The sequence below is a fragment of the Allorhizobium sp. Av2 genome, assembly GCF_021462805.2.
Classification (GTDB): Bacteria; Pseudomonadota; Alphaproteobacteria; order Rhizobiales; family Rhizobiaceae; genus Allorhizobium; species Allorhizobium vitis_G.
Genome location: NZ_CP192696.1, coordinates 681123 through 698918, shown reverse-complemented (window position 1 = coordinate 698918; position 17796 = coordinate 681123). Strand labels below are relative to the sequence as shown.

Here is a 17796-nt window from a genome sequence, read left to right as displayed (position 1 = left end):
TTGTTGATGACTTTCAGAATGATCATGCGGGCGCTCGTCGCCCTTTTGCCGTTTATGGCCGCACCTGCGCTAGCCGCCGAGATTACCGATGTCGCTGGCCGCACCGTGACGCTCGACCTGCCCGCCAAGCGGGTTCTGGTCGGCGAGGCCCGGCAGATCCACACCATCGCGGCGCTGGCCGGGGACAAGACCTTCGACACCATTGTCGGCTGGCGCGATGACATGGTGAAAAAGGACCCCGACAGCTACGCCGCTTATGTCGAGCGCTTCCCTGAGATCGCCAAGCTGCCGCAATTCGGCTATCTGCCGCAGGGCGGTTTCAGCTTGGAAGCAGCGATTGCCCTGCATCCCGATGTGATGACGCTTAATCTGGAAGTGTTACAGGCGGCGCGTGAAAGCGGGCTGGAGGAAAAAGCGGCAGCGGCGGGCATTCAGGTCGTCTATGTCGATTTCCGCCTTGATCCTGACAAGAATACCGAGAAATCCATTGAAATCCTCGGCCAGATTTTTGGCGCAGAAGACAAGGCGAAAGAGCTGATCGCCTATCGCCGCCAGCAGATTGCAATTGTCACCGACCGGCTGGCCGCTGTGAAGGACTTGAAACGCCCTGCTGTCTTCATGGAACGCGCACCGGGCAATGATGCGGAAGGTGGCTGCTGCCGCACCTTTGGCCCTGCCAATTTCGGCCAAATGATCGATATCGCCGGTGGGCATAATATTGCCTCCGACATCATCTCCACCACCTTTGGCGAAATCAGCATCGAACAGCTGATCGCCTCCGATCCGGCCCAAATCATCGTTACCGGCTCCAACTGGCTGGCGGAATCCAAGACCAACCGTTTCGTGCATGTCGGGCGAGGTGCCGATCCCGAAAAGGCCCGCGCCAAGCTGCAAACCCTGATCGAGCGCACCGGCTTCGACGGGCTTGCCGCCGTGCGCAATCGCCAGGTTCATGCCGCGTGGCACCAGTTCTACGGCGTACCCTATGAATTTGTTCCTATCCAGCAATTCGCCAAATGGTTCCACCCGGAGCTGTTTGCCGATCTTGACCCTGACCGCACCTTCCGGGAGTTTCACCAGAAATTCCTGCCGGTCGCCTATAAGCCGGGCTATTTCGTCTCAATGAACCCGTCGGACGACGAAAAAGGATCAAACTGATGACTGTTGCCATTGAGAGCGCCGCTGAGGTGCAGGGTGAAGGAAAGGGTCGTAGCCAATACCGCGCGCTGACCGCCCGGCGCGTCACCATTCTCCTGTGCCTGCTGGCGGCTCTGGCCACAAGCGTTGCCGTTGATATGGCGCTCGGACCGGCCCGCTATACGCTATCCCAGGTGCTGTCGGCGATTTTCACCCCCGATAGCGTCTCCAACCAGATCCGGGTGGTGATCTGGGATATCCGCATGCCGATTGCGCTGATGGCTGTCACCGTCGGCGCCTGTCTGTCGCTGGCGGGCGCGCAGATGCAGACCATTCTCGCCAATCCGCTGGCAAGCCCGTTCACGCTCGGCATTTCGGCCGCCGCCGGTTTCGGCGCGGCACTGGCGCTGGTCGGCGGCATCGCGGTGTTTCCCGCCGCCATTGAGTTCATGGTGCCGATCAACGCCTTCCTGATGGCGATGCTCGCCTCGCTGTTCATCTATGGCGTCTCGACCATGCGCGGCGTGACGGTGGAAACCATCGTGCTGCTGGGCATTGCGCTGGTCTTCACCTTCAACGCGCTGTTGTCGCTGCTTGAATATCTGGCCTCGGAACAGGCGCTGGCTGCCGTGGTGTTCTGGACCATGGGCAGCCTGACCAAGGCGACCTGGATGAAGGTTGGCGTGACGCTGGCCGTGCTCGTCATCTCCGTACCCCTGTTTGCGCGCCGCGCCTGGGCGCTGACAGCGCTGCGGCTTGGTGATGACAAAGCGGCCAGCCTTGGCGTCAATGTCCGGGCGCTCCGGCTGGAAACCATGATGCTGGTCAGCCTGCTGGCTGCCATTCCAGTGTCCTTTGTCGGCACCATCGGCTTTGTCGGTCTGGTCGGGCCACATATCGCCCGGATGCTGGTTGGTGAAGACCAGCGGTTCTTCCTGCCCGGCTCGGTCATCTGCGGGGCCTTGCTGCTGTCCGTCACCTCGGTCGTGTCGAAAATGCTGATCCCCGGCGCCATTCTCCCCATCGGAGTGATCACCGCCCTGGTCGGCGTTCCCTTCTTCTTCTCGCTGATTTTCACCAACAGGAGGCGCGCATGGTAAGCCTGAAGCTCGACCGCGTCGGCGCCCGCTATGGCCGCGCCCAGGTTTTTGAAGACATCAGCACCGATTGGCTGACCGGCGGTGAAATGACCGCGCTGATCGGCCCGAATGCGGCGGGAAAATCCACGCTGTTCAAGCGCATTGCCGGGCTGATTTCCGGCCCCGGCGTGGTTGCCGTGGAAGACGTGCGCGAGGGCCACCGCCCGATCTGTTACATGCCACAGGATACCGGCGCCAATGCGGTGCTGACCGTCTATGAAAGCGTGCTGCTGGCCGCCAAGCAAGGCGGCGGCTGGCGGGTGGCCGATGGCGAACTCAACGATATCGACCGGATTCTGGCCGCTCTGCGCATCTCCGATCTCGCCTTCCGCGATCTCGGTGCGCTCTCGGGCGGTCAGCGGCAATTGGTGGCGATTGCCCAGGCCTTGGTGCGCAAGCCGGAAGTGCTGCTGATGGATGAGCCGACCTCGGCGCTCGATCTCTTCCGGCAGATCGAAGTGCTGGAATTCATGCGCAAGATCGCCACCCGCGAAGGCATTGCCGTACTGATCGCGCTACACGACCTCAACCATGCGCTTCGCTATTGCAGCCGCACCCTTGTCATCGGCGGCGGCAAGCTGATCGCCTCAGGCCCAACCGAAGACGTCATCACCCCTACCCTGCTGCGCGACGTCTACCGCGTCGATGCACGCATTGAGGCATGCAGCCAGGGGCGGTTGCAGGTGATTGTTGATGGGGCGTTGGTGTAGGGCGTGTAATTGCTATTCATTTAGCTGAGTGTAGGGTGAAAAGAGCACCCAGTTACAGCGTGTTGAGAAGCTGAGCTAAGGCAATTGACATGTTTGCGTAAATTACGTATTTTGCGTATAATTTTAAAGGAGACCGGCCATGGCAATTCAAGTTCCTGCCAGTGCTTTTTCCCGGCAATTTGGCAAAATCCGCGAAGAAGTCTACGACGTCGGCGTGATTGAGGTTACGTCTCATGACCGTGTCGTGGGTGCTTACATTAGCCCTAGGGAACTGGAGCATTTCAAGAGATTGAAGAGCCAGGAAGTTCGGGTTCTGCACGCGAGCGAAATTGATGACGATCTCCTGGGGGAAATTGAAAACGCACAATACGGCGTGATTTCCAAGTGAATCTGCCGGACCCTGTTCCGGGTCTTGTGATCCGTTTTGGCTACACCTGGCATAAAGATCGCTTCAGGAAGGATAGGCCCTGCGCGATCGTGCTGACGTCTCAGGAGTCAGGCATGGTAACAGTGGTTCCAATCACCCATTCCTATCCAGAAGTCGGGGAAGAAGACCAATCCATTCTTATCCCAGAGGACCTCTGTAAGGCTATCGGATTGGATCAGGAGGCTAATTACGTCCGCGTATCTGAAATCAATCAGTTCACGTGGCCCTCTGATCGGCTGGCCCCCTTGCCGCACGATCAAACCCGTTGCGACTATGGCATGGTTCCGGAGAGCTTCTTTGTTGAGATTCGCAAGAAACTCGCGGAAATCGTCAGAGCGAAGCGGATGAAAGCCCTCAAAGTCGATTGATCCATGATGGCTCGCATGACAGGATCGCAGAACAGTTGCGTTATCCCCCAACCCCAAACAACCGCTCATCAATCGCCCTCAGCGCATGGTCCACATGCCCCTCCTGCACCAGATCGGCCTCGTCTCCAACCAGAGTGATCGAGGGCATACCGTCCAGCCGTACTTGCAGGGATTGGGCAAGGCCCTCCTCTATGCCCTGCGCCAGCAGGTCATAATAGCGGGTGCCGGGGCCGGTGATGATGACGGGGAGCGTTTCGTGGAGGCTGAACACCCGTGACAGGCCTTGGCCCAACGCCAGCCCCGCCTGGCGGAAGGCATATTGGGCCATACGATTGCCCTGGCGGGCCGAGAGCGCGATCTTGTCCATCTCGGCAATCGGCACGAACTTGGCGGGAATGGTATCGGGCCGCACTTCAAACGCCATGCGCAGGATGCCATAGAATCCGGCGGAGGCCTCGATACAGCCGCGCGCGCCGCAGCGGCACAATTTGCTGTCGGCGGTATTGAGCATATGCCCGAAATTCGGGGCGCTGACCGCCACCGTGCCATCCGGCACTGGCCTCGCAATGCCAAGCCCGATGCTGTGGCCGAGCGACAGCGCAATCAGGCCACGAAACGTGCCGTCCTGGGCGTCCATGCGGCGGCTGAGACCGTGGGCCACCAGCAATGTCTCGTTGCTGAGCAGAGCCATGGCCCGATCGAAATCACCAAGGCCCGCCTTGAGGTCGAGCGGTTGCTGACCGAACACCGGTGTCCAGAGCAGTCTTGCGCCGCCTGCATCGACGATGCCTTTGGAACTGACGGAGAGAACGGCGACCTTTTCCGGCGGCAATTTCGAGCGGCTGGCCAGACGGGCAAGGTTGCGGCCAAGCCCGTCGATAAAGCCCGCCGCCGACACATCAAGCGGGCGCGGCTCCTCGAAACGGTCCATCAGCGTGCCGCGATAATCCGACAGGGTGTAATTCAGCCGGTCGGAGGAAATCCTGACCGACATCACATAGGCGAAATCCCGGCGGCGCGACAGAGCGACACGCGGCCTGCCCCGTGCGCCAGCGATCTGCTGCTCATGCCGCTCAATCACGCCGGCCTGTTCCAGCTCACTGGTAATGGCGGTGACCGTTGCCGAGGCAAGACCGGTCACGGCAGCGATCTGGGTGTGGGACATGGCCTGCTCTATCCGCAAAGCGGCGAGAACCAGGGCCGAATTCTGGCGGCGGATCTGTTCGGTGCTGGATTTCATCAGCATCGATGCGCCGACCTATTCCTATCTTCTGTTATCTCTGCCTGAACCACATGCCCCTCCCAAAGCATCTGTTTCACTGCAACGCCCCTGTTCTTCTGGGTCATCCTGAACCAGCAAGGTCTGATTTCTCTATGGCCCATTTGTCATTTCTGGAAAAGCGCTCTTCAATTCCTCCTGGGCAAACTCACAGGTGTTGCAGTTCTCGACCCATCACCCGTTTATGGTTCCCACAGGCATATTGACAGGGTCTAATTCTTCTGCCAGTTATTTTCTCGACTGTCGAGAAAAACAATCGCCCGGCTTGTAAGAGCCTGATGATTGGGGAACAGAGGCAGTTTTCTGGCAGCGTGGCGGCGGACGAGGAGGTCTGCCCGCGCTGCCTTCACCTGGGGAGGTTTACAATGAAATCCGTTTTGAAACTGATGGCAGTGGCTGCCGTCATGACATCTGCCTATGCTCCTGTTCATGCCAAGGATCTGGTGGTTGGCGTATCCTGGTCCAACTTCCAGGAAGAGCGCTGGAAGACCGATGAAGCCGCCATCAAGGAAGCGCTGAAAGCGCATGGCGCCAAGTATATTTCCGCCGACGCCCAGACATCCGCCGCCAAGCAGCTGACAGATATCGAAAGCCTGATTGCCCAGGGCGCCAATGCTCTGATCGTACTGGCGCAGGATTCAAGCGCCATCGGCCCGGCCATCGAAAAGGCTGCGGCTGAAGGCATTCCTGTCATCGGCTACGACCGCCTTATCGAGAACCCCAACACCTATTACATCACCTTCGACAACAAGGAAGTCGGCCGTTTGCAGGCCAAGGACGTGATGAAGGTCAAGCCCACAGGCAATTACGTGTTCATCAAGGGCGGCTCCACCGACCCGAACGCCGATTTCGTGTTCTCCGGCCAGATGGAAGTGCTGAAAGACGCCATGGCCAGCGGCAAGATCAAGAATGTTGGCGAAGCCTATACCGATGGCTGGAAGCCGGAAATTGCCCAGAAGAACATGGAGCAGTTCCTGACGGCCAACAACAACAAGGTCGATGCGGTCGTCTCGTCCAATGACGGCATGGCGGGCGGCGTTGTCGCAGCGCTGGAAGCACAGGGGCTTGCCGGTTCCGTGCCGGTTTCCGGTCAGGATGGCGACAAGGCAGCGCTGAACCGCGTGGCGCTTGGCACCCAGACCGTCTCCGTCTGGAAAGACAGCCGCATGCTGGGCAAGAAGGCCGGTGATGTGGCTGTAGCTCTGGCTGGCGGCAAGAAGATGAGCGAAATCCCCGGCACCGCCAAGTTCAAGGGCGGCACCAAGGGTGTGGAAATGGAATCGCAATTCCTGATGCCGCAGGCCATCACCAAGGACAATCTCAACGTCGTTCTGGATGCCAAGTGGATCACCAAGAGCGAGTTGTGCCAGGGCGTGAAAGCCGGGGCGGTAGCAGTCTGCAAGTAAGGGCGGTTTGGGTCAGGCTGCTGCGCCGGAAACAGTCGCTGCGGCCTGCCTAAGCTGTTACCGCTTTGACAAAGGAGCCGCTGATTGCTCCCATTTACAGCATGCCGATGTTTCACGCTCGCCGTAAATGACAGCATCCTGGGCTCCCCCTCACCCCGCCTCCGCTACGCTCGGCGGACCTCTCCCCGCTGGGGAGAGGAGGCAACCGGCGCTGCGGATGAAGGGCGAAGCCAAGATATGCACTGATCCTCTGTTTTAAAGCCGTTTCCGTTTGAAAGCGCTCAACAATCCCATATCGCCGCTCCCAGTTGTGCGGCGATACATCTGCCGGAAGATCATAGAGGAGTAACCGATCCATGGTGGATCACACACTTGGCGCAGCATCCAGCAGTGCGCGTCCGTCAACGGTCAGTCCCTGGCGGCGGTTTTTGAACGCCACCGAAATCGACACCCGGTTGATGGGCATGGTGGTCGCACTGTTGTTCATCTGGTTCGGCTTCCACATTCTGTCGGATGGACTGTTTCTGACGCCGCGCAACCTGTGGAACCTGTCGGTTCAGGCCGCGTCGGTCTCTGTCATGGCCACGGGCATGGTGCTGGTTATCGTTACCCGCAATATCGATCTGTCCGTCGGGTCGATCCTTGGCTTTGTCGGCATGATGATGGCCGTCACCCAAACCAAGTTTCTGCCGGTTCTGCTCGGCTATGACCATCCGCTGATGTGGGTGCTGGCGCTCTCGCTCGGCATTGTCATCGGCGCGGCAATCGGGGCGTTTCAGGGCGCGATCATCGCCTTTCTCAACGTGCCGTCCTTCATCGTCACGCTCGGTGGTCTGCTGGTCTGGCGCGGCTGCGCCTGGATGGTGACGAGCGGCGCGACGGTCGCGCCGATGGATACCCGTTTTCGCCTGATGGGCGGCGGCGCGGATGGCTCAATTGGGGCCACTGCCAGCTGGGTGGTGGGGATCATCGCCTGCGTGTTCATCGTGTTGTCGATCCTGCAGTCGCGCCGTCAGCGCAAGCGTTTCGGCTTTCCGCTAAAGCCGATCTGGGCCGAATATTTCATGGGGCTGATCGGCTGCGGCGCGGTGCTCGGCTCCGTCAGCGTGCTCAATAGCTATTACATGCCGGTCAATCTGGCCCGCAAATATGCCGAGGCCAACAATATCGCCTGGCCCGACAGCGGACTGGAGATTTCGCTGGGCATTGCCATTCCGGTGCTGATCGCGCTTGGTATCGCCATGGTCATGAATTTCATCACCAACCGCACCCGGTTTGGCCGCTATGTGTTTGCCATTGGCGGCAATCCGGAAGCCGCCGTGCTGGCGGGCATCAAAACCCGCTGGGTGACAGTGCGGATCTTTGCGCTGATGGGCGCGCTCTGCGCCATTGCCGCAGCGATTTCCACCGCCCGTCTCAATGCCGCCACCAATGCGCAGGGCACGCTGGACGAGCTTTACACCATTGCCGCAGCCGTGATTGGCGGCACATCGCTGGCCGGTGGGGCTGGCACCATTGCCGGTGCGGTACTGGGTGCCATCGTCATGCAATCGCTGAATTCGGGCATGGTGCTGCTGGGCATGGATACGCCGCTGCAAAGCATCGTCATCGGCATGGTGCTGGTCGTCGCGGTCTGGCTGGATACGGTTTACCGCGCCCGCACCCGATAAAAAGCAGGAGAAACGTTATGACACAACAGAACACGCCTCTTGTGGAAATGAAGAATATCTCCATCTCCTTCGGCGGTATTCATGCCGTCGATGATGCCTCGGTGGATCTTCATGCAGGCGAGGTCGTTGCCCTGCTCGGCCATAACGGTGCGGGCAAATCGACGCTGATCAAGATCCTGTCGGGCGCTTATAAACGCGATACCGGCGAGATCCTGATCAATGGCCAGCCAGCCGATATCAGCAATCCGCGTGATGCCAAGCGCCACGGCATCGAGACCATCTACCAGACGCTGGCCGTTGCCGACAATGTCGATGCCGCCGCCAATCTTTATCTTGGACGCGAGCTGCGCACCCCCTGGGGCACGCTGGATGATGTGGCGATGGAGGCCAAGGCGCGCGAGGTGATGGGGCGGCTCAATCCGAATTTCCAGCGCTTCAAGGAGCCGGTGAAAGCGCTGTCAGGCGGCCAGCGACAATCGGTGGCCATTGCCCGCGCCATCCTGTTCGATGCCCGCATCCTGATCATGGATGAGCCGACCGCAGCGCTCGGCCCCCAGGAAACCGCCCAGGTGGGCGAGCTGATCCTGCAACTGAAAAAGGAAGGCATCGGCATTTTCCTGATCAGCCACGACATTCACGACGTCTTCGATTTGGCCGACCGGGTGTTCGTGATGAAAAACGGCAAAGTGGTCGGCCACGCCCGCACTCAGGATGTCACCAAGGATGAAGTGCTGGGTATGATCATCATCGGCAAAGTGCCGCCGGGTGCCGTGCCTGGCCCCGGCGCGATGCAGGTGGTTTGAGACCCAGGTTTAGGACGCCATGCCGGAGGCGGCGGCCGCCAGCAGCACCACGCCCAGAATGATCCGGTAGATCACGAAGGGCCAGGTGGAGAAGCGCTCCAGAAAGCGCATCAGGCCCCAGATGGCGATGAGCGAGGAGATGCCGCCCGCCACCAGGCCGACACCGAGCAGCGCCCAGCCATGGCTGTCCAGCGCCAGCTTGTGCAATTCCCAGACCTCCTTGAGACCGGCCAGAAGAATGGCTGGCAGGCCGAGCAGGAAGGAAAAGCGCGCTGCTTCCTCCCGCTTGAAGCCCAGCGCCAAGGCCGCCGTCATCGTCGCGCCGGAGCGTGACACGCCGGGGATCAGCGCGCCGACCTGGGCGATGCCGACCAGAAGAATATCCAGCGGGCGAATACTGGGCAGATCGCGGCGATGTTTGGCCATAAGCTCGGTGGCGGCCAGCAGCCCGCCCATGACCAGACAGGCCAGCCCCACGGCCCACAGGCTGCGCAGCGGCGAACCGCAGCTGTTCAGCGTATGTGACAGCGCCAGCCCGGCGACGATGATCGGCAGCGTGGCGATCAGAATCCACAAGACCAGCTGGAAATCGAAATTCTCAAAGTCGCGGCGTTTCACGGCGCTGATCGAACCGTTGGCCAGGCCGTAAATGTCGCGCCAGAAATAGCTGATCACACCAACCAGCGCGGCCATCTGCATGGCGGCGGAAAAGGCGGCACCGGGATCGGGCCAGCCCAGCAGCGCCGGTACCACCCGCATATGGGCCGAGGAAGACACCGGCACCAGTTCCGTCACTCCCTGCACCACGCCTAGAAACGCGGTCTGGATAAAACTCAGATCGACAAAACCCGTTGCCGAACCCACCACGCATGCATCCGCCATCTTGTACCCTTTGCCTTACCCGCTCATCGCTCGTTCTGGCATCAAACGCCAGGTGTTTTGAAACCGCGACCATGGCATAAGCAAGACAGTATATTGCCGGATCGTGACAGAATACCAAAAACAGTACAGCAAGTACGCGATTTGCGATGGCGCTAATCTCCCAAGACGAGCGCGCACATCTCCTTCTCCTTTTGCGGGAAAATCAAAATGTTGGATGTGGTTTCTTGATATTATTCAACATTATTAATGTTTAAACCTATTTGCCATTAAACTGAGGATTAGCAACATCATAATGGTAACCCTGCAAGAAAGCGGGCCGTGCGGCTCCGGAGATTTTTAAAAATGCGCATCTCTCTTGGCCAACTTCTCATATCCCTGTTCGCAGTCATTCTTCTGGTCGTGGTCGGCCAGGGCATTTATGCGGTGACGTCGCTGAACACCATATCGGTTGGGACCAATCAGATCGTCGATAAGCGGGTTCCCTCCTTCATCCTTATGGGGCAGATCAATGCTGATCTGGGCGATATCCGCGTTGCGCAGAGCAATTATCGCAGTGCCGCCACACCGGAGCAACGCGCCGTCTTTCTGGGATCGCTGAACAATGCCTATACCGCACTTGAGCAGGCTAGAAAGCAGTATGAGCCGCTGATCGTCGACAAAGAAGATCAGGCGCTTTACGACACCTTCTCCAAGGACTGGGCCAAGGCCGAGCAATTGTGGCAGAAGGTCAAGACATTGACGGACAGCGGCAGTGCCGATGAGGCAAAACAGCTGTTTCTGGGAGACTCCCTGGCGACCTATGCCAAGGCCGGTGACGATATCCAGGCCGCTGTTGACGATCTGGCCAGCAACGTTAAAGACGAGGGCGCCTCCAACGCCGAGCAAATTTCCCTGGCCACGACCGTGACCTATATCGCTCTTGCCTTAGCGTTCAGCATCGGCATCGGTGCGGCACTGATCAGCAGCCTGCGGGTCGTGCGCCCCTTGAAGCGCATCACGGACAATATGCGCACCTTGTCTTCCGGCGATACCAGCGGCAGCGTGCCTTACATGAGCCGCAAGGACGAAATCGGTGCAATGGCCGCCGCCCTTCAGGTGTTCAAGGACGGCATTCTCCACAGCCGTGCCCTGGAAGCCGAAGCCGCCAGCAACCGCCAGAAGGCCGAAGCCGACAAGCTGCGCCTTCAGCAGGAGGCCGAAGCAGCGGCACAGAAGAAATTGCAGGAAGCCACCGCAGGTCTTGCATCTGGCCTGAAGCGCTTGGCGGCTGGCGACCTCGGCTTTGAACTGAAAGAACCGTTTGCCCCCGAATTCGACGCTCTGCGCCTCGACCTGAATACCGCCGTGGCCCAATTGGGCAGCACGATTTCCACCGTTGCGACCTCTGCCAATGCTATCAGCGACGGCTCACGCGAAGTCAGCCAGAGTGCGGACGACCTTTCCAAGCGCACGGAACAGCAAGCCGCATCGCTGGAAGAAACAGCTGCCGCTCTCGACCAGATCACGGTCAATGTCAGCAATTCCTCAAAGCGCGTTGAAGAGGCGCGTGGTGTGGCGAAAGAAGCCAATAGCAGCGCGGTGCATTCCGGCCAGGTGGTGAATGAAGCCATCAACGCCATGCAGCGCATTGAGCAATCCTCCAACCAGATTTCCAATATCATCACCGTGATCGACGAGATTGCCTTCCAGACCAATCTTCTCGCCCTGAATGCCGGTGTCGAAGCCGCCCGTGCGGGCGAAGCGGGCCGTGGCTTTGCGGTGGTCGCCACAGAAGTGCGCGAACTGGCGCAACGCTCGGCCAAGGCCGCACGCGAAATCAAGGAACTGATCAACAAATCCACCCAGGAAGTGGAAAACGGCGTGCGTCAGGTGCAGGAAACCGGCGAGGTTCTGAAAGCCATCGAGCAGCACGTCACGACGATCAACGGCCTGATGGACGCCATCGCCACCTCCTCGCGTGAACAATCGGTTGGCCTGTCGGAGGTCAATACCGCCGTCAACCAGATGGACCAGGTCACCCAACAGAATGCCGCCATGGTAGAAGAAACCAGCGCCGCCAGCGCCAACCTTGCGCAGGAAAGCGTGCGTTTGCAACAACTGGTCTCGGACTTCACACTCCCCAATACCACCAGCAATCAGAGACGCCGGGCGGCGTAAGCGTTTTCACTTCCTGGAAATGCACTAAACCAAAGCGGCCAGCACCAAAGGTATCGTCACAGCTGCTATTGCTGTCTGGATGCTGATGATGCTGGCCGCCATCCGATAATCTCCTCCGAACAGCCGGGCCATGATATAGGTGGAAGGCGTACACGGAAGCGAATTAAACAGGATGATCGTTGCCAGAGATGTGCCAGTCAGGCCAAGCGACTTACCGATCCCATAGGTGGCAACCGGCAGTACAGCGAGCTTGATGGCCGAAGACAGCCAAATCATGCCACGCGAGGCGCGAACAGCGGCAAAATCTATTCCGGCCCCGACGCTTAACAGTCCGAGCGGCAGGGAAGCGCTTCCCAAAATTTTGAGAATGGCTGTCACGAAATCCGGCATTGGTATGCTGGCAAGATTGACCACGCCACCAATCACCACGGATAAAATGACGGGATTGGTAACAATGGTTTTCACCATATGCCTTTTGCCGACAGGGCCGTTATCCCCATGGATCATCAGAATGAAGATCGATCCGACATTCAGCACCGGAATGGTGATGGCGATGGCCACAGCCGTCACCATCAAACCTGGCTGACCATAGAGGGCGGTCGCGGCGGCAACGGCAACATAGGTGTTGGGGCGTAAAGCCCCTTGCAGAACGGAGGAAAAAACAGGCCCCGGTCTCGGAAACAGCACTTGCAACAGAAAGACGATACTGCCGCCCAGCACAATGCCTCCCAAAAGAGCGATTGTGACCAGGGATAGAGAAATACCGGCAAGGTCAGCCGTCACGATCTGGCTGAACATCAAGGCTGGAAAGAGATAGAAGTAGTTCAACCGCTCGCACGGCATCCAGAATTCGGACGCCAAAAGAGTGCGGCGATGGAGAATGAACCCCATCAAAATCAAGGTGAAGATGGGGATCAAGGCCGTGAGTATTGTCAGCACGCGCATAAACTCCGGCATCAATTCGGCTGCAAGGCGGGATGGTTTGCTCCACCGACACGCAGGGTTTGGAAACTGTTGAAATAGTCGCGGTCATCACCCTGGTTTGCCCCGACGATCAGCACAACGTCTTCGGGACTCAGCAATGTGCCGTCATTGACCTCTTTCAAATCGTGCAGCGCAGAAGACGGCACCTGCCAGTCAACCTTGGAAAGGTGAATACCGGAGACACCAGGCACCAGGTTCAGCGCCCTTGCCACCCAAGGGTCATCATGGACGGCAATGACCTGCTGCTGAACGGACGCCGACGCGACCAGGCCCACAGCGTAGCCGCTGCGCGAAACGACGACGATCTTGTCCACCGGCAGAGTGGAGATGAGGGCCTTTACAGCGCGTGCGATCTCATGTTTGGGGGCATCTTGGGGCGCTGACGTGTAGATATAGGTCTGGGAAATGGCTGCGATATTCCTTAACCGCCCGACGGCCTCGACCGGATAGCGCCCGACTGCCGTTTCGCCTGATAGCATCAACAGGCTAGCACCATCGATGACGGCGTTGGTGATATCTCCGATTTCCGCCTTTGTCGGATAGGGGTTATCGATCATCGAATGCAGCAATTCCGTCGCGACAATCACAGGCTTGCCATTGGCATTTGCTGTTGTGATAATCCGCTTCTGAAACACGGAAACGCTATCGACATTGGTTTCCACGGAAAGGTCGCCGCGGTCGATCATGATAACGTCAGCAGCGCCGACAATGTCCTCCAGGTTATCAAGACCACCCTGATTCTCGACCTTGGCGACGATGCGAGGTGCCCGACCGCCGATCAGCCCACGGATGGCATCGACATGTTCGGCGCTTTCCACAAAGCTGATCCCGAGATAATCGACCCTGTTGTCTCTGGCGAAATCGACCATCGTGCGGTCGTTTGATGTAATGAGTTCCCGTCCGAGAGAGACCTCAGGCACGTTAATGCCCTTCCGGCTCCGCAATGTACCATCGCCACCGGCACGCACATGAATGTCTCTCCCGTCAATCCTCTCAACCTGGAAGGACAATGTTCCGTCGTCAGCATAGAGCCGAATGCCGGGAGCCAGTTGCTCATGCAGGCCATCGAAATTCACCGGTACTTTTTCAGTACCGTCATGGCTGATATCTGTCGTCAGGATCAGGATCTCGCCTTCCTTGAAGCTTGGCTCGTGGGCGAGCTGGATCGTTCTGATCTTGCGCCCCGGAATGTCGAGCAAGACCGGAACACCGGGAACGGCTTCACGGATCAGGCGAATGGTTTGCCTGTGCCACTCAAGATTGCCATGAGAGCCATTCAGCCGTGCAACGGTCATTCCGGCCTCTCTCAGTGCTTGCAGAGTGGTGAAATTGGCCGAGACCGGACCAATGGTTGCAATAATACCTATAGACGCCATGAGAGGTCTCCGAATGAAGCGGTTATGTGAAATTTAAAGGGTTCCTTCCAGCGCGGCATCGCCAACGGTGGAGGTCTTTGCGTGGTCAGCCCGGTAGCGGAGAACAAGCTCTGTCACGGGTGCAGTGAGAATCGACGCGACAACGAATGCCGAGAAGGCGTTTACATTGATGAGGTTCATCGAATAGGCGACGGTGGCGAGCACGAGCCCCGGACCGCCGCGCGTGTTGAACACGACCCCATTGAGGAAGGACTGCCGGGCATTTTTCGACATCAGGAAATGGGTGACGGTCACCGATGCTATCTTCAGTGCGGATGACCAGAGCAGGAAGACGGCAATATCGTAGATCGATATGGCATTATCGAAAACCAGGCCTCGCCCAACAAGGATGAAATATGCCGGAATAAAAATCCATTGCGCCAGCTTTGCGAGGAACGGCATGCCGTTCTCGGCGATAGACTTTGCTCTCCCCAGACATAATCCTGCAATCAGCATCCCCAGCAAGAGACCTGCACCCAAGGAGGCAGACGTCAGAGCGGCGGCCAGGGAGACAGCGATGATGAAAGCAATGCCGATTTGCCTGCTCTCATGCCGTTGCGCCCATGTGTCATAGAGTTTGACAAGGGAGAAGGTTACCAGAAACAGAGCGCCAGCCGCAGTCAACGTCATGACCAAGCTTGTCAAAACCGGCAGAAGGTCGAATTGTGATTGCGTTCGCAGCACGTCGGAGATGGGAAACACCGCCCAAATCAGAATATCCAGCAAACAGGCCGACACGAGAACCGTCGATGAAAAGGTGGTCCCGATCATTTTGAGATCGATGAAGATTTTCGTCAAAAAGGGTACGGACGTAACGATAACCGCCAAAGCAAGCACAAGGATCGTTGCTCTTTCCTCACCGACCGTTTGAGACGGAAACGTCAGTCCCGGCGCAATGCGCAAAACGATGTGGGACGTCGAGAGCGCCAGAAGAAGGGCCGCGAACGTACCCGCCATGTAGGAGGTCAACGATTTGAGATCGACTTGCTTTTCCGCACTCCGGATATTCGAGAAGGACGTAACAATCAAAAAACCGAGAGCGACGTTACTGAGGGCATAAATCTCACCAATCCGCGCACCTACCCGATGAAGCTCAAACCAATCTTCAACATTGAGGGAATATGGCCCAAGAAAAATACCGAATATAATATATAATATAATTTTTGGTATTTTTGTATTAAATAATTTTGCATTGAAAAATATAAACGCAAAAAATGACAGAATCAAAATCAAAGAACAATATATAATTGATTCAACGTTCTTAATATACATGGATCTTCCTATATTAAATAAAAAGAACCCCTTATATATGAATCTACGCGGGCCATTTTATTTTCATGACCTATCTTTTCGTAGTCAATTATCTTGATGGATCTTCAATTCTGACAGTTTCATGACAAAATATATCGATATTGTTCATTAAAAATGAAGCTGTTTCATGCTAAAATTTCCACCCGAAACAGGCAATAATTCCACCAAATAGCGATTGATTGACTTATTTTTCTACAATAGATTGTATTGGTTCATGACCATCAGCCTACCACCACCCGTCTAGAGACCGGTGGATCATTCATAAGGCGATGAAAATCCTGCATTTGGAGCGAAACCAACGATATTGATCGTTCAGAGCAAACTCTGTCTTTTTGTTACGGCACAATTTCCTCCTTAAATCGGAGCGGACTTAAGGAGGAAATTATGCAGCAGATATAAAGTGCTACAGCGAACCTTTGCGCGTCATATATGGCGAACGGTGCTGTCGTGTATCTCCGATCGCAGAAGCCGGTTCCGTTTTCCTGGGAAGCTCTCCCTACCAGCCCCCATGATACCCCAGGCGAGCATATCCTACCGTTTCAAGCTCCCCAAAATCCCCCGCACCAGCGCCCGGCCGAGCTGGTTGGCGACTTGGCTGGCGAGTGAGCGGGCGGCGCTTTTCATTGCTGCCTCGATCACCGTTTGGCGTTGGCGACCGGGGGGTGCGGTGCGGTCAGGCGCTTGGCGGGTGGTGGTGGTTTTTTGGTCTGGTGCTTCATCGCCAAAGCCCGGCAGTTTCCAGCGGCTGGCGGCGCTGGTGCCTTCGGCACGGTCATCGGCTCCGCTGTGGCCTGCGGCTTTTTCGGCACGTTCCGCCAGGATTTCGAAGGCCGAGTGCCGGTCGATGGTGCGATCATAGAGGTTCGCCATGGGGCTGGCGCCAATGATTGTCGCCCGCTCGCTATCCGTCAGCGGGCCGATGCGGGCGGAAGGCGGGCGGATCAGGGTGCGCTCGACCATGGAGGGTACACCTTTGCCCTGAAGGGTCGAGACCAGCGCTTCACCGGTGCCAAGTGCCGTAATCGCCTCTTCGCAGGAAAAGGCCGGATTGGGCCGGAAGGTTTCGGCGGCGGTCTTCACCGCCTTCTGTTCGCGGGGCGTATAGGCGCGCAATGCGTGCTGCACCCGGTTGCCCAATTGCGCCAGAATGGTTTCCGGCACATCCAGCGGATTTTGCGTGACAAAATAAACACCGACACCTTTGGAGCGGATCAACCGCACCACCTGCTCGACCCGCTCGACGAGAACGCTTGGCGCATCGCGAAACAGCAGATGCGCCTCATCGAAGAAGAACACCAGTTTGGGCTGGGCGAGATCGCCAACCTCAGGCAGTTCCTCGAACAGTTCCGAAAGCAGCCAGAGCAGGAATGTGGCATAAAGCCGTGGGTTCATCATCAGCCGGTCGGCGGCCAGCACCGAAATCGTCCCGCGCCCATCCGGCGCAACCCGCATGATATCCTGGATAGACAGCGCCGGCTCGCCAAAGAACTGGTCGGCGCCCTGGCTTTCCAGCAGCAGCAGCGCCCGTTGCAGCGAGCCGACCGAGGACTTCGACACCAGCCCGAATTGGCCCGATAGTTCACTGGAATTTTCCGCCATATAGGTCAGCAGCGCCTGCAAATCCTTGAGATCCAGCAGCGCCAGCCCGCCCTTATCGGCGATCTTGAAGGCAATGTTCAGCACGCCTTCCTGTGCTTCCGAGGCCTCCATCAGCCGAGCCAGCAGAAGCGGCCCCATTTCGGCGATGGTGGTGCGGACCCTGTGGCCCTTTTCGCCGTAGAGATCCCAGAAAGTGACCGGAAATTCCGCGAAGGGATAGGGCGAAAGCCCGATCTCCTCAGCGCGCTTCAACAGGAAATCCTTGGCCTCCCCCGGCGCGGCCACGCCCGACAGATCACCCTTGATATCGGCGCAGAACACCGGCACACCCGCACTGGCGAAACCTTCCGCCAGGATTTGCAGCGTCACGGTCTTGCCGGTGCCGGTGGCGCCGGTGATCAGCCCGTGGCGGTTGGCCAGTTTCAGATCCAGATATTCCGGTGCGTTAAACGCATCATCCGGCTTGCGGCTGGCGCCGAGAAACAATTTTCCATCTTCAAGCATCGCGT

Annotated in this window: 15 protein-coding genes; 9 read left to right on the top strand and 6 right to left on the bottom strand. The window is 57.9% G+C overall.

Annotated elements, in window-relative coordinates:
* The first annotated feature begins 6 nt into the window (after nt 1-6).
* The 5 genes from FS819_RS03310 to FS819_RS03290 all read left to right on the top strand — a co-directional run bounded on the left by FS819_RS03310 (nt 7) and on the right by FS819_RS03290 (nt 3781).
* Entirely contained in the window at nt 7-1158 is a 1152-nt protein-coding gene (locus FS819_RS03310; protein WP_156550478.1) for an ABC transporter substrate-binding protein, read from the top strand.
* Nucleotides 1158-2237 carry a FecCD family ABC transporter permease gene (locus FS819_RS03305; protein WP_071202799.1) on the top strand — a complete coding sequence of 360 codons (1080 nt, stop codon included), beginning with the start codon at nt 1158-1160 and terminating at the stop codon, nt 2235-2237. The genes FS819_RS03310 and FS819_RS03305 overlap by 1 nt, the downstream gene beginning before the upstream one ends.
* A complete protein-coding gene (locus FS819_RS03300; protein WP_070167753.1) occupies nt 2231-2986 on the top strand; it encodes an ABC transporter ATP-binding protein in 756 nt (251 codons plus the stop codon). Before FS819_RS03305 ends, FS819_RS03300 begins: the two co-directional genes overlap by 7 nt.
* Before the next feature lie 139 nt (nt 2987-3125).
* A complete protein-coding gene (locus FS819_RS03295; RefSeq protein ID WP_156550477.1) occupies nt 3126-3374 on the top strand; it encodes a type II toxin-antitoxin system Phd/YefM family antitoxin in 249 nt (82 codons plus the stop codon).
* Nucleotides 3375-3487: 113 nt separating this feature from the next.
* A complete protein-coding gene (locus FS819_RS03290) occupies nt 3488-3781 on the top strand; it encodes a hypothetical protein (RefSeq protein ID WP_234624858.1) in 294 nt (97 codons plus the stop codon).
* A gap of 40 nt (nt 3782-3821) precedes the next feature.
* Here the strand turns inward: FS819_RS03290 and FS819_RS03285 are convergent, their stop codons facing one another.
* Nucleotides 3822-5027, bottom strand: a complete 1206-nt coding sequence (locus FS819_RS03285) for an ROK family transcriptional regulator (protein ID WP_156550476.1) — start codon at nt 5025-5027, stop codon at nt 3822-3824.
* A 398-nt stretch (nt 5028-5425) separates the two neighbouring features.
* Between FS819_RS03285 and xylF the strand changes: the two genes are divergently transcribed.
* From xylF to FS819_RS03270, 3 genes are all read left to right on the top strand, one after another.
* Nucleotides 5426-6466, top strand: a complete 1041-nt coding sequence (xylF, locus tag FS819_RS03280; protein ID WP_070167748.1) for a D-xylose ABC transporter substrate-binding protein — start codon at nt 5426-5428, stop codon at nt 6464-6466.
* 356 nt (nt 6467-6822) lie between these two features.
* Complete coding sequence (locus FS819_RS03275) at nt 6823-8136, top strand: sugar ABC transporter permease (protein ID WP_156550475.1); 1314 nt, start codon at nt 6823-6825, stop codon at nt 8134-8136.
* A gap of 17 nt (nt 8137-8153) precedes the next feature.
* Nucleotides 8154-8939 (top strand): ATP-binding cassette domain-containing protein, encoded by a 786-nt coding sequence (locus FS819_RS03270; protein WP_156550474.1) that lies wholly within the window; start codon nt 8154-8156, stop codon nt 8937-8939.
* A gap of 9 nt (nt 8940-8948) precedes the next feature.
* Here FS819_RS03270 and FS819_RS03265 read toward each other — a convergent pair whose 3' ends face one another.
* Nucleotides 8949-9821, bottom strand: a complete 873-nt coding sequence (locus FS819_RS03265) for an undecaprenyl-diphosphate phosphatase (protein WP_156550473.1) — start codon at nt 9819-9821, stop codon at nt 8949-8951.
* A 342-nt stretch (nt 9822-10163) separates the two neighbouring features.
* Here FS819_RS03265 and FS819_RS03260 point away from each other — a divergent pair, with 342 nt between their 5' ends.
* On the top strand, nt 10164-11978 hold the full coding sequence (locus FS819_RS03260) for a HAMP domain-containing methyl-accepting chemotaxis protein (RefSeq protein ID WP_156550472.1): 1815 nt from the start codon (nt 10164-10166) through the stop codon (nt 11976-11978).
* Between the two features lie 24 nt (nt 11979-12002).
* Here the strand turns inward: FS819_RS03260 and FS819_RS03255 are convergent, their stop codons facing one another.
* The 4 genes from FS819_RS03255 to FS819_RS03240 all read right to left on the bottom strand — a co-directional run bounded on the left by FS819_RS03255 (nt 12003) and on the right by FS819_RS03240 (nt 17791).
* Nucleotides 12003-12923 carry an AEC family transporter gene (locus tag FS819_RS03255; RefSeq protein ID WP_234624882.1) on the bottom strand — a complete coding sequence of 307 codons (921 nt, stop codon included), beginning with the start codon at nt 12921-12923 and terminating at the stop codon, nt 12003-12005.
* A gap of 11 nt (nt 12924-12934) precedes the next feature.
* A complete protein-coding gene (gene pyk, locus FS819_RS03250) occupies nt 12935-14338 on the bottom strand; it encodes a pyruvate kinase (protein ID WP_156550471.1) in 1404 nt (467 codons plus the stop codon).
* A 33-nt stretch (nt 14339-14371) separates the two neighbouring features.
* The gene (locus FS819_RS03245; protein WP_156550470.1) at nt 14372-15649 is read right to left on the bottom strand and encodes a cation:proton antiporter; all 1278 of its coding nucleotides are present in this window, start codon (nt 15647-15649) and stop codon (nt 14372-14374) included.
* A 570-nt stretch (nt 15650-16219) separates the two neighbouring features.
* Nucleotides 16220-17791 carry a helicase HerA-like C-terminal domain-containing protein gene (locus FS819_RS03240; RefSeq protein WP_156550469.1) on the bottom strand — a complete coding sequence of 524 codons (1572 nt, stop codon included), beginning with the start codon at nt 17789-17791 and terminating at the stop codon, nt 16220-16222.
* Nucleotides 17792-17796 lie beyond the last annotated feature (5 nt).

Bases quoted from the DNA above. Each gene is read 5' to 3' on its own strand.
- FS819_RS03255 (WP_234624882.1), bottom strand. From the start codon at position 12,923: ATGCGCGTGCTGACAATACTCACGGCCTTGATCCCCATCTTCACCTTG.
- FS819_RS03295 (WP_156550477.1), top strand. From the start codon at position 3,126: ATGGCAATTCAAGTTCCTGCCAGTGCTTTTTCCCGGCAATTTGGCAAA.
- FS819_RS03310 (WP_156550478.1), top strand. From the start codon at position 7: ATGACTTTCAGAATGATCATGCGGGCGCTCGTCGCCCTTTTGCCGTTT.
- FS819_RS03300 (WP_070167753.1), top strand. From the start codon at position 2,231: ATGGTAAGCCTGAAGCTCGACCGCGTCGGCGCCCGCTATGGCCGCGCC.
- FS819_RS03245 (WP_156550470.1), bottom strand. From the start codon at position 15,649: ATGTATATTAAGAACGTTGAATCAATTATATATTGTTCTTTGATTTTG.
- FS819_RS03285 (WP_156550476.1), bottom strand. From the start codon at position 5,027: ATGCTGATGAAATCCAGCACCGAACAGATCCGCCGCCAGAATTCGGCC.
- FS819_RS03290 (WP_234624858.1), top strand. From the start codon at position 3,488: ATGGTAACAGTGGTTCCAATCACCCATTCCTATCCAGAAGTCGGGGAA.
- FS819_RS03305 (WP_071202799.1), top strand. From the start codon at position 1,158: ATGACTGTTGCCATTGAGAGCGCCGCTGAGGTGCAGGGTGAAGGAAAG.
- FS819_RS03240 (WP_156550469.1), bottom strand. From the start codon at position 17,791: ATGCTTGAAGATGGAAAATTGTTTCTCGGCGCCAGCCGCAAGCCGGAT.
- FS819_RS03260 (WP_156550472.1), top strand. From the start codon at position 10,164: ATGCGCATCTCTCTTGGCCAACTTCTCATATCCCTGTTCGCAGTCATT.
- FS819_RS03275 (WP_156550475.1), top strand. From the start codon at position 6,823: ATGGTGGATCACACACTTGGCGCAGCATCCAGCAGTGCGCGTCCGTCA.
- FS819_RS03265 (WP_156550473.1), bottom strand. From the start codon at position 9,821: ATGGCGGATGCATGCGTGGTGGGTTCGGCAACGGGTTTTGTCGATCTG.
- xylF (WP_070167748.1), top strand. From the start codon at position 5,426: ATGAAATCCGTTTTGAAACTGATGGCAGTGGCTGCCGTCATGACATCT.
- pyk (WP_156550471.1), bottom strand. From the start codon at position 14,338: ATGGCGTCTATAGGTATTATTGCAACCATTGGTCCGGTCTCGGCCAAT.
- FS819_RS03270 (WP_156550474.1), top strand. From the start codon at position 8,154: ATGACACAACAGAACACGCCTCTTGTGGAAATGAAGAATATCTCCATC.